Below are 11169 nucleotides of genomic sequence, written 5' to 3' on the forward strand. Positions count from 1 at the left end.
CGGCCCGGACGACGGGCCGTCCGCCTGGCGGCGGCTGCCCGCGCTGGTGGTGGACCACGCCCGGCACCCGCTGACCCTGTCCGCCACCCACCGGGTGCTGCCCGGCCTGGACCTGCCCCGGGCGGTGCGCACCGCCAGCCGCTTCGCCCAGGTACGGCAGCGCCCCACGGCGGAGACCGCCGCCCCGGGCACGGCGCTGCCCGCCCCGGCCCGCGGCACCGTGCTGCTCACCGGCGACGGCCAGGTGTGGGAGATCTCCGGCATCTCCTTCACGGTGCTGGCCAGCCGGCTGCGCACCTTCCCGCCGGAGTGGGCGGAGCTGGAGGCGGCGGTCAGCGACCATGTGCTGATCCCGCTGCTCTGCGAGGACCAGGGCATCGTGCCCGCGCCCCGCTACACCACCGGACCGGCCGGCCCGGCGCCCGGCGAGGTCGGGCTGATCCTGCCCGCGCCCACCTGGAACCAGGTGTGGGCGGGGGCGGCCACCGGCTCCGGCATGCCGTACAAGAGCACCAGCGTCGGGCCCAAGCCGATCCCGGACCTGCTGGCCTACCTCGCCTGACCCGGCCTGACCCGGCATTGACCGTGCCTGTCCCGGCCTGACCGTGCCGGGCCCGCCCCGGGCCCCGCCGCGGCCAGGTATACCGCGGCGGGCGCCGCAGGCTGTCCCCGGCCGCCGCCCCCGCCCCCTCCCACGGGTCTCACCACGGGCATCCGCCCAGCTCAAGACAGCTCACCGCAGAAGCGGCCACCGGGTGAGAGCAAGGTTTCGCCCGTGTCACCTCGTGCCACAGCGGCGAAATGCTCGGTCCCTACCTTCGGGCAGCAACAAGCCGCAGTGAGCTGCTCTACCCACGTGGAGGCCCGCATGTCAGCCCCGACGACCACACCCGCCCGCCGGAGCGGGCGCTGGATCGAGGAGTGGGACCCGGAGAACGAGGAGTTCTGGGAGCGCACAGGCAAGAAGATCGCCAAGCGGAACCTGGGCTTCTCCATCTACGCCGAGCACATCGGATTCTCGGTCTGGACCATGTTCTCGGTCCTCGGTCTCTTCATGGGGCCGGAATACGGCATCGACCCGGCCGGGAAGTTCTTCCTGGTGGCGGTGGCCTCCGCGGTCGGCGCCGCGCTGCGCGTCCCCTACGGCTTCGCGGTGGCCCGCTTCGGCGGCCGCAACTGGACGATCTTCAGCACCGCCGTGCTGCTGATCCCGGCCACCGCGCTGCTGGTGGTCATGGAGCCGGGGACCTCGTACACCACCTTCATGATCGTCGCGATCTGCACCGGTGTGGGCGGGGCGAACTTCGCCTCCTCGATGGCCAACATCAACAGCTACTTCCCCAACCGCCTCAAGGGCTGGGCCCTGGGCATGAACGCCGGCGGCGGCAACATCGGCGTGCCCGTCGTCCAGTGGGTGGCCCTGCTGGTGATCTTCCTGGTCGGCACCGGGTCCCCGCGGGTGCTCATCGCCATCTACCTGCCGCTGATCCTGACCGCGTCCTTCTTCGCCATCCGCTCCATGGACAACCTGGCGCCGGTGCGCAACGACGCCGGCGCGTCCAAGGAGGCGGTGCGGCAGGGCCACACCTGGATCATGGCCTTCCTCTACGTCGGCACCTTCGGCTCCTTCATCGGCTACAGCTTCGCCTTCGGCCTGGTCCTGACCAACCAGTTCGGCCGCACCCCGCTGGAGGCCGCGTCGATCACCTTCATCGGCCCGCTGCTCAGCTCGCTGATCCGCCCGGTCGGCGGCACCCTGGCCGACAAGTACGGCGGCGGCCGGGTCACGCTGATCAACTTCGCGCTGATGATCGTCTTCTCCGGCGGTGTGGCCGCGGCCTCGGTCATGGAGTCGCTGCCGCTGTTCGTGTCCAGCTTCATCGTGCTCTTCCTGCTGACCGGCGTCGGCAACGGCTCCACCTACAAGATGATCCCGGGCATCTTCATGGCCAAGGCCCGTGCCCAGGGCATGACCGGGCAGGCCGCGCAGCTCTACGCCCGGCGGCTCGGCGGCGCCTCCATGGTGATCATCGGTTCGGTCGGCGCGTTCGGCGGTCTCGGCATCAACCTGGCGCTGCGCCAGTCCTTCATCAGCTCCGGCAACGGCACGGCGGCGTTCATCGCGTTCTGCGGCTTCTACGTGGCCTGCCTGCTGGTGACCTGGGCCGTATACACCCGCAGGCGGCCGGCGGCGGCCGCGGCGGCGGGCGGGGACACGGCCGCGGCCCGGGAGCGGCAGCCCGTGTTCGCGGGTGTGTGACACCCCACAGCCTGCTGTAACACGCGGGAAATCGCGAGGAACCGAGCCCGTCACCCCGAGTTGACAGGCTCGGTTCTTCGTACCGAACTGGGCAGAGCGGATACGACCATGCAGCAGCCTCACCCCCACAGCGAACCCCCTCGGGAGCGGGCTCCGGCCACGGGACCGCCGGCCTTGCCCGGCTCATCCGGCTCCTCCCCGCCCTCCGGCTCCTCCTCCGGAGCGCGCGGCATCCGGCCGCTCGACGGCTTCACCGTCGGCGTGACCGCGGCCAGACGCGCCGACGAACTGGGTGCCCTGCTGAAACGGCGGGGCGCCGCCGTCCTGCACGCGCCGGCCCTGCGGATCGTGCCGCTGCCGGACGACGACCAGCTCCTGGCCGCCACCCGCCAGCTGATCGAGCGGNGGCGTGACCGCGGCCAGACGCGCCGACGAACTGGGTGCCCTGCTGAAACGGCGGGGCGCCGCCGTCCTGCACGCGCCGGCCCTGCGGATCGTGCCGCTGCCGGACGACGACCAGCTCCTGGCCGCCACCCGCCAGCTGATCGAGCGGGCCCCCGACGTGGTCGTGGCGACCACCGCCATCGGCTTCCGCGGCTGGGTCGCCGCGGCCGACGGCTGGGGCATCGGCGAACCGCTGCTCGACACCCTCGCCAAGGCGCAGGTGCTGGCCCGCGGGCCCAAGGTGCGCGGCGCCATCCGGGCCGCAGGGCTCACCGAGGAGTGGTCGCCGCAGTCCGAGTCCATGGCCGAGGTGCTCCAGCACCTGCTGGACGACGGGGTGGCCGGACGCCGGATCGCGCTCCAGCTCCACGGCGAGGCACTCCCCGGTTTCATCGACACGCTGCGCGCCGCCGGCGCCCAGGTGGTGGAGATCCCGGTCTACCGCTGGATGCCGCCGGAGGACCTGTCCCCGCTGGACCGGCTGATCGACGCGGTGCTCTGCCGCGGCGTGGACGCGCTCACCTTCACCAGCGCGCCGGCCGCGGCCTCGCTGCTGGCGCGGGCCGCCCAGCGCGGCGAGGAGGAGGACCTGCTGGCCGCACTGCGCGGCGAGGTGCTGCCGGTGTGCGTGGGACCGGTGACCGCCCTGCCGCTCCAGGCGCGGGACGTGCCGGCCCGGCATCCGGAGCGCTTCCGGCTCGGCCCGCTGGTGCAGCTCCTCTGCAACGAGCTGCCGGCCCGCACCCGCCCGCTGCCGGTGGCCGGCCGCACCCTGGAGATCCGCGGCCACGGCGTGGTGGTGGACGACGAACTCAGGCCGGTGCCGCCGGCCGGCATGGCGCTGCTGCGCGCCCTGGCCCGCCGCCCGGGCTGGGTGGTCTCGCGCGGCGAACTGCTGCGCACCCTGCCGGGCGCCGGGCGGGACGAGCACGCGGTGGAGACCGCCATGGCCCGGCTGCGCTCCGCCCTGGGCCATCCCAAGCTGATCCAGACCGTGGTCAAGCGCGGGTACCGGCTCGCCCTGGACCCGGCCGTGGACGGCCAGAAGTACGCCGGCTGAGCGGCCCGGCCCGCCGGGCCGCTCCCGCGCCGCGCACCGCGGCGGCGGGGGAACGGCGGCCCTGGGAGCGCTTCCGCACAGCGGTATGTCCGCCCCCGGCTACCGGCGGTGACCGTCGTCATGGATCGGAGGCCGCTGCGCTGCAGGTGGGGGGCGTCCTCGTTGCTGTGGGTGTACGGTTGACGGCTGCCCTGTCGAGCAGCAGAAGGGGGCCGAGCCTTGGACGTCCGGGAGCGCGAGATCCGCGGGGAGCAGCGGCACTTGGACACCGTGTACCGGCGGCTGGAGGAGAAGATCCACGAGGCCGAGTTCCTCGTGGACGACGCCGCCAAGCGCTTCCAGGTCGGGACACCCGGCGCGCTCGCCGAACGGGACGCCCAGGTCTACCAGGCCGGCCGCCACCTGCACCGGCTCAACCGCGAGTTCGAGGACTTCCTCTTCGGCCGGATCGACCTGCTGCCCGGCAAGGACGGAGTGCGCGGCCCCGATGGCGCCTCCACCTCGGTCGAGCCCGCCGACGACGCCATCCGCGAGGAGAACGGCGAGCACACCGCCCGCATCGCCGAAACCCTGCACATCGGCCGCCTCGGCGTGCTGGACGCCGACTACGTCCCGCTGGTCATCGACTGGCGCGCGCCCGCCGCCGCGCCCTTCTACCGCGCCACCCCCGTCGACCCCGGCCGGGTGGTGCGCCGCCGTGTCATCCGCTCCAAGGGCCGCCGTGTGGTCAGCGTCGAGGACGACCTGCTCCGGCCCGAACTGCGCGCGCTGCTCGACGGCGACGAACTCGCGGTGGTCGGTGACGGCGCCCTGATGGCCTCGCTCGGCCGCGCCCGCGGCCACGCCATGCACGACATCGTGGCCTCCATCCAGGCCGAGCAGGACCGGGTCATCCGCGCCCCCGCCGTCTCCGTCACCGAGGTCACCGGCGGGCCCGGCACCGGCAAGACCGCGGTCGCCCTGCACCGCGCCGCCTACCTCCTCTACCAGGACCGCCGCCGCTACGCGGGCGGCATCCTGGTGGTCAGCCCCACCCCGCTGCTGGTCTCCTACACCGAGGGCGTGCTGCCCTCGCTCGGCGAGGAGGGCCAGGTGGTGATCCGGGCCCTGGGCTCGCTGGCCGACGGCGTGGAGGCGGACTCCTACGACCCGCAGCCGGTGGCCCGGATCAAGGGCTCCGCCCGCATGGCCAAGGTGCTGCACCGCGCCGCACGCGGGGCCGTGCAGCTCGGCGAACGGCCCGACCGGCTGCGCGTGGTGGCCTTCGGCGCCCGGATCGAGCTGGACGCGGACGAGCTGAAAGGTATCCGCACCGCCGTGCTGGGCGGTACCGCGCCGGTCAACCTGCTCCGCCCGCGCGCCCGCCGCCTGCTGCTGGACGCGCTGTGGCAGAAGTCCGGCGCGCCCCGCCGCTACCCGGACCCGGAGCTGGCCGCCGAGGCCCGCGAGGCGTTCGGCGAGGACGTCGGCACCGACTCCGCCTTCCTGGACTTCCTGGACGCCTGGTGGCCGGAGCTCACCCCGCTCGGCGTGCTCACCGCCATGGCCGACCCGGACCGGCTGGCCCGCTGGTCCCGGCGGGTGCTGCGGCCCGGCGAGGTCCGGCAGCTCGCCCGCTCGCTGCGCCGCGTCCGGCCGGACGGCGGCGGCCTGTCCGCACACGACGTGGCACTGCTGGACGAGCTGCGCACCCTGCTCGGCACCCCCGCCCAGCCCGCCCGGCCCCGCGACACCGACCCGCTGGACCAGCTCACCGGCCTGGAGGAGGTCACCACCTACGCCGAGCGGATGGCGGCCGCCCGCCAGGAACGCAACGGGGAGGCCGGCCGCGCCGCGGACCGGGAACGCACCGGATACGCGCACATCATCGTGGACGAGGCGCAGGACCTCACCCCGATGCAGTGGCGGATGCTGGGCCGGCGCGGCCGGCAGGCGACCTGGACCGTGGTGGGCGACCCGGCGCAGTCCTCCTGGACCGATCCGGAGGAGTCCGCGGCCGAGCGGGCCGCGGCGCTGGGCAGCCGTCCGCGCCGCTCCTTCGAGCTGACCGTGAACTACCGCAACCCGGCGGAGATCGCCGAGGTCGCCTCCCGGGTGCTGGCGCGGGCCATGCCCGGCGCGCGCCCGCCGCGCGCGGTCCGGGCCACCGGTGTCGAGCCGGTGTTCTCGGCCGCCCCGGAGGACCTGGCGGAACAGGCCCGTGCCGCCGTCCGCCGCCTGCTGGAGGAGGTGGAGGGCACGGTCGGCGTGGTGGTCGCCATGAGCCGCCGCGAGGAGGCCCGCACGTGGCTGGCCGGACTCGGCGACCGGGTGGTGGCCCTCGGCAGCCTGGAGGCCAAGGGCCTGGAGTACGACGCCACGGTGGTGGTCTCCCCGGCCGAGATCGCCGAGGAGTCCCCGGCCGGGCTGCGCACCCTGTACGTGGCGCTGACCCGTGCCACCCAGCGCCTCACCGTGCTCTCCGCCGCGGGCGACGGCCCGGACCCCGACGGCATCCCCGTCCTGCTGCGCTGACCGCACCGGCGCAGCGGCGGGTGCGGAAGATGTCTGGAATATGGCGGGATGTGCGGCTGTTGTACCCCTCGAAGGGCCGCAGACCGAGGGGGACACGGCGGCGTGTGACGGCATCGCCGGATGCCTGCTCGGTTTGTTAGCCTTTCGGTGGCACCGGCTCGTTCCATGCCCCCGGGCCCAACCTTCGTCGCTTCGAGCGACCACTTGCCGCGAGGCGAGCTGGCGGGCCGGTGCTCATACGTTCACGCGGGCGGCCCGCACCTTCCGGAAACGGGGGTGCGGGCCGCCCGTCCCGTGCCCGCCGCACCTCTTCGCCGGGTTCTGCGCCGGCATCGCGCCGGTTCTGCGCCGGGTGCGCGGCCCCCGCCTCACGGCCGTCCACGGCCGTCCGGCGCCTGCCGCCGCGGCGGGCGGGCCGCCGGGCAGGGCGTGTCCGCGTGATCGCGGTCGCCCGCGCAGCAGGAGCACACCCCGTGCCGCACCGCGCCGCTCAGCGGCTCGATCGAGCGCACCGTCCCGGTCCCCGCGCACGGCACGCACGGATGCCCGCCGCGCTCCGTGCCGCGCCGCCCGGGTCCGCCGCCGGCCAGGTATTCGCGCGCGGCGGCCGCCGCCCCCGCCCGCGCATAGCGGTCCGCGTCCCTGCCCATGGCCGCCACCTCCCGCGGGCGTCGCCCTGCCGGCCCATCCGTCCGGTGCCGTCCGTCGGCCGGTCACCCTATACCGGGCAGACCGCCGCGGGCCGCTGCGGCCCGCGCGCGGACGCCGATCCGCGGACCCCGGCCGAGCGGCCCGGAGGCGGAAGCCGAGGTTGTTGAACGGGCATGGCGTACCGGAGGTCCGGACGGGCAGACTGGGCGGGTGACGGCGAGGCGCCGGCGGCCGGCCGCGCGGTGCCGGACCGCCCGGCTCGGAAGGGTGCGCGATGAGTGCGGATCATGACTGCCTGCGGCCGGTCGACCCCGGCATCGTCGGGGTCCGTCCCTGCCCGCGGTGCCAGCAGCGGACCGTCAAGCTGCCCGGCCGCTACGAGCCGCTGTGCCTGGACTGCTTCGCCGAGGAGCGCACCGCCTACGAGCGGATGCTGATCGCCAACGGCCGCCCGGTGGCCGGGCAGATCGCCGGCCCCGAATGCCTGGGCTGCGGCGGTACCGACGTGGACGCCGACGGCCGCACCTGGTGGTGCCTGGGCTGCGGCATCGTCTCCGGCGTGGCCTGCGGCTGTGCCGCCGGAACCCGTCCGTAGCGCGCACCGCCGAGGTGGCCCTCTCGTAGGGTGGGACAGCACTGACCACGGGGTACCGGCCGTCTGCGGGCCGGCGGAGCACACCGAAAGTGAAGGACTGCTATGGCAACGGCGCCCAGCGTCTCCTACTCCATGACGATCCGGCTGGAGGTGCCGGCCGGCGGACCGGCGGTCAGCCAGATCACCACCGTGGTGGAATCCTCCGGCGGACACGTCACCGGCCTGGACGTCACCGCCTCCGGCCATGAGCGGCTGCGCATCGACGTCACCATCGCGGCGAGCTCCACCGCGCACGCCGAGGAGATCGTCCAGAAGCTCCGCGGCATAGACGAGGTGGACGTGCAGAAGGTCTCCGACCGGACCTTCCTGATGCACCTCGGCGGCAAGATCGAGATGACGTCCAAGCACCCCATTCGCAATCGCGACGACCTCTCCATGGTCTACACCCCCGGCGTGGCCCGGGTCTGCACCCAGATCGCGGCCAACCCGGACGACGCCCGCCGGCTGACCGTCAAGCGCAACAGCGTGGCCGTGGTGACGGACGGCTCGGCCGTGCTGGGCCTGGGGAACATCGGCCCGGCCGCCGCGCTGCCGGTGATGGAGGGCAAGGCCGCCCTGTTCAAGCGCTTCGCTGGCATCGACGCCTGGCCGCTGTGCCTGGACACCCAGGACACCGACACCATCGTGGAGGTGGTCAAGGCCATCGCGCCCGGCTTCGCCGGCATCAACCTGGAGGACATCTCGGCGCCGCGCTGCTTCGAGATCGAGGCGCGGCTGCGCGAGGCCCTGGACATCCCGGTCTTCCACGACGACCAGCACGGCACCGCGATCGTGGTGCTGGCCGCCCTGCACAACGCGCTGCGGGTGGTCGGCAAGCGGCTGGAGGAGGTGCGGGTGGTGATGTCCGGGGCGGGTGCGGCCGGCACCGCCATCCTCAGGCTGCTGCTGGCCGCCGGGGNTTCCACGACGACCAGCACGGCACCGCGATCGTGGTGCTGGCCGCCCTGCACAACGCGCTGCGGGTGGTCGGCAAGCGGCTGGAGGAGGTGCGGGTGGTGATGTCCGGGGCGGGTGCGGCCGGCACCGCCATCCTCAGGCTGCTGCTGGCCGCCGGGGTCAAGCACGCGGTGGTGGCCGACATCCTGGGCGTGGTGCACGCCGGCCGGGCGGACCTGGCGCACGCGGACGGGGACGCGCCGCTGCGCTGGATCGCGGAGAACACCAATCCGGAGGGCATGACCGGCACCCTGGGCCAGGCGGTGGCCGGCGCGGACGTCTTCATCGGCGTCTCCGCGCCCAACGTGCTGACCGGGGAGGATGTGGCGGCGATGGCGGAGGGCGCGATCGTGTTCGCGCTTGCCAACCCGGACCCGGAGGTCGACCCGGCGGTGGCCCGGCGGACCGCCGCGGTGGTGGCCACCGGCCGCTCGGACTTCCCGAACCAGATCAACAACGTGCTGGTCTTCCCCGGTGTCTTCCGCGGCCTGCTGGACGCCCAGTCCCGGACGGTGGACACCTCGATGATGCTGGCGGCGGCCCGGGCGCTGGCCGATGTGGTGACCGAGGACGAGCTGAACGCGAACTACATCGTGCCGAGTGTGTTCAACGAGCGGGTGGCGGGCGCGGTGGCGGGCGCGGTGCGCGCCGCCGCGACCGCCCCCTGACCCGGCACCACCGCCCGCGCCCCCGCCCCCGCCGCACCGCTGCGGGGCTGTGCGGCACGGCGCGTCGCTGCAGGCCCCCGAACCGGTGCCCTTAGGGTTTCCGCAGGTGTCGGATTGGCCTTCGCCGCACTCCGGGGGGCAGGATGCGTCCCGGGCGCGAGGTCGGCGCGCGGTCGCCGACACGCGGACCCCGCCCCCGGGACTGTCAGTGGTCCCTGGCAGGATCGCACCATCTGCACTCTGCAAGATGAACGCGTCCGGCCCGGCGTCCGGGCCGTCAGGTCCTCGCGGGTACGCGGCACCCTTTCCGGCGCCCCGTGTCCGCAGGCCGGGGCGTGTTCCTCCCCCGGGCTCCGCCAGGGGGGTACCCCCACCCCCGCCGCCACGGCGGGGGGTAGCACGCAAGGAGTTTTCATGAACCGCAGCGAGCTGGTGGCCGCTCTGTCGGAGCGCGCCGAGGTGACCCGCAAGGACGCCGACGCCGTGCTCTCAGCGCTGGCCGAGGTGACCGGCGAGGTCGTCGCCAAGGGTGACGAGAAGGTCACCATTCCCGGCTTTCTGACCTTCGAGCGCACCCACCGCGCCGCCCGCACCGCGCGCAACCCGCAGACCGGTGAGCCCATCCAGATCCCGGCGGGTTACAGCGTGAAGGTCACTGCGGGCAACCGCCTCAAGGAGGCCGCCAAGGGCAAGTGAGCCCGCGCGTTCACCTGCTCCCTCCTGCCCAGCCGCCCGCGTCGGCCGGGCAGGTGGCCGGGCCCGCCGGGCGGTCCCGCGCCTGCGGGCCGCCCGGCCGGTGCCCGTTCCTCCGGCGGCACCGGCCGCTCCCCGGTGAACGCGGGCGAGGCCCTGCCCCGGCCTGCGGGAACCGGCGCCTGCCGGTCCGCGCATCCCGGTGTCGCCGTCACCACGGTGTCCGCCCCCGGCCGTGACCGGCCGTGACCCGTCCGGCGGCGGCCGTCCGGGGCACCGCGGGGCACCGGGGCGGCCGGATGCACAGGGCGGGCCCTTCCTTCGGGAGCACCTCCCACCCCGGCCTGGAATGGGGAATCATGGCTCCATGACCGAGGCGTCATCACTTGCCGGCCGGCTCCTGGTGGCCACCCCTGCGCTCGCCGATCCGAACTTCCTGCGTGCCGTGGTGCTGATGCTCGACCACGACGGCGACGGCGCCCTCGGGGTGATCCTCAACCGTCCCACCCCGGTCGGCGTGGCCGAGGTGCTGGAGCCCTGGGCGGATCTCGCGGGGGAGCCGGGAGTGGTCTTCCAGGGGGGCCCGGTGGCGCTGGACGCCGCGCTGGCCCTGGCCGTGGCGCCGGGCGAGAGCCCGCTCGGCTGGCGGCGGGTGCACGGCTCGATCGGGCTGGTCGATCTGGAGGCGCCGCCCGAGGTGCTGGCCGCCGAGGTGGGGTCGCTGCGGGTGTTCGCCGGCTATGCCGGCTGGGGCTCCGGCCAGCTGGAGCGCGAGCTCGACGAGGGCGCCTGGTATGTGGTCGATTCCGAGCCGGGCGACGTCTCGGCCCCGGACCCGGAGCGGCTGTGGCGCGCGGTGCTCCGCCGGCAGCGCAGCAACCTCGCACTGCTGGCCACGTACCCGGATGACCCGTCGCTGAATTAGTCTTGGGCACCATGAGCACTCTTGAGCCCGAGCGCGGGGCGGGCACCGGCACGCTTGTCGAGCCGACTCCGCAGACGACGCACGGCGATGGCGACCACGAGCGCTTCGCGCACTATGTCCAGAAGGACAAGATCATGGCGAGCGCCCTGGACGGCACCCCCGTCGTGGCGCTCTGCGGCAAGGTCTGGGTGCCCAGCCGGGACCCGAAGAAGTACCCGGTCTGCCCCCAGTGCAAGGAGATCTACGAGTCCATGAGCTTCGGCGGCGGCGGCAAGGACGGCGACAAGAAGTAGCCGGACGGCCCGCGGCCGTCCGCCGCGCCCGGCACCGGCCCGCCGCCCCGTGCGGCGGGCGTGCCGGGGC

At 74.4% G+C, this 11169-nt stretch carries 8 protein-coding genes and 3 pseudogenes; 10 read left to right on the top strand and 1 reads right to left on the bottom strand.

What is annotated here, in order from left to right:
• The 4 genes and pseudogenes from GQS09_RS23405 to GQS09_RS23420 all read left to right on the top strand — a co-directional run.
• Positions 1 to 562, top strand: a pseudogene (locus tag GQS09_RS23405) (DUF1015 family protein); the annotation flags it as partial.
• Between the two features lie 306 nt (positions 563 to 868).
• Positions 869 to 2260, top strand: a complete 1392-nt coding sequence (locus GQS09_RS23410) for a NarK/NasA family nitrate transporter (protein ID WP_165989422.1) — start codon at positions 869 to 871, stop codon at positions 2258 to 2260.
• Between the two features lie 409 nt (positions 2261 to 2669).
• Positions 2670 to 3764: a uroporphyrinogen-III synthase gene (locus tag GQS09_RS23415; protein WP_165989424.1), complete on the top strand. Its 1095-nt coding sequence runs from the start codon at positions 2670 to 2672 to the stop codon at positions 3762 to 3764.
• Between the two features lie 219 nt (positions 3765 to 3983).
• On the top strand, positions 3984 to 6278 hold the full coding sequence (locus tag GQS09_RS23420; protein ID WP_165989426.1) for a UvrD-helicase domain-containing protein: 2295 nt from the start codon (positions 3984 to 3986) through the stop codon (positions 6276 to 6278).
• A 368-nt stretch (positions 6279 to 6646) separates the two neighbouring features.
• Here GQS09_RS23420 and GQS09_RS23425 read toward each other — a convergent pair whose 3' ends face one another.
• Positions 6647 to 6928, bottom strand: coding sequence for a hypothetical protein (locus GQS09_RS23425; RefSeq protein ID WP_165989427.1), 282 nt, complete (start codon positions 6926 to 6928; stop codon positions 6647 to 6649).
• 275 nt (positions 6929 to 7203) lie between these two features.
• Between GQS09_RS23425 and GQS09_RS23430 the strand changes: the two genes are divergently transcribed.
• The 6 genes and pseudogenes from GQS09_RS23430 to GQS09_RS23455 all read left to right on the top strand — a co-directional run bounded on the left by GQS09_RS23430 (position 7204) and on the right by GQS09_RS23455 (position 11099).
• Entirely contained in the window at positions 7204 to 7524 is a 321-nt protein-coding gene (locus tag GQS09_RS23430) for a hypothetical protein (RefSeq protein ID WP_165989428.1), read from the top strand.
• A 102-nt stretch (positions 7525 to 7626) separates the two neighbouring features.
• Positions 7627 to 8457 (top strand): annotated as a pseudogene (locus GQS09_RS23435) (NAD-dependent malic enzyme); the annotation flags it as partial.
• Between the two features lie 26 nt (positions 8458 to 8483).
• A pseudogene (locus GQS09_RS23440) lies at positions 8484 to 9188 on the top strand (NADP-dependent malic enzyme); the annotation flags it as partial.
• Positions 9189 to 9602: 414 nt separating this feature from the next.
• Positions 9603 to 9884 (top strand): HU family DNA-binding protein, encoded by a 282-nt coding sequence (locus GQS09_RS23445; protein WP_093840506.1) that lies wholly within the window; start codon positions 9603 to 9605, stop codon positions 9882 to 9884.
• A 364-nt stretch (positions 9885 to 10248) separates the two neighbouring features.
• Complete coding sequence (locus GQS09_RS23450; RefSeq protein ID WP_165989429.1) at positions 10249 to 10806, top strand: YqgE/AlgH family protein; 558 nt, start codon at positions 10249 to 10251, stop codon at positions 10804 to 10806.
• A gap of 11 nt (positions 10807 to 10817) precedes the next feature.
• Positions 10818 to 11099 carry a DUF3039 domain-containing protein gene (locus tag GQS09_RS23455; RefSeq protein WP_093840621.1) on the top strand — a complete coding sequence of 94 codons (282 nt, stop codon included), beginning with the start codon at positions 10818 to 10820 and terminating at the stop codon, positions 11097 to 11099.
• Positions 11100 to 11169 lie beyond the last annotated feature (70 nt).

This window comes from Streptomyces sp. YIM 98790 (assembly GCF_011421595.1).
GTDB lineage: Bacteria > Actinomycetota > Actinomycetes > Streptomycetales > Streptomycetaceae > Streptomyces.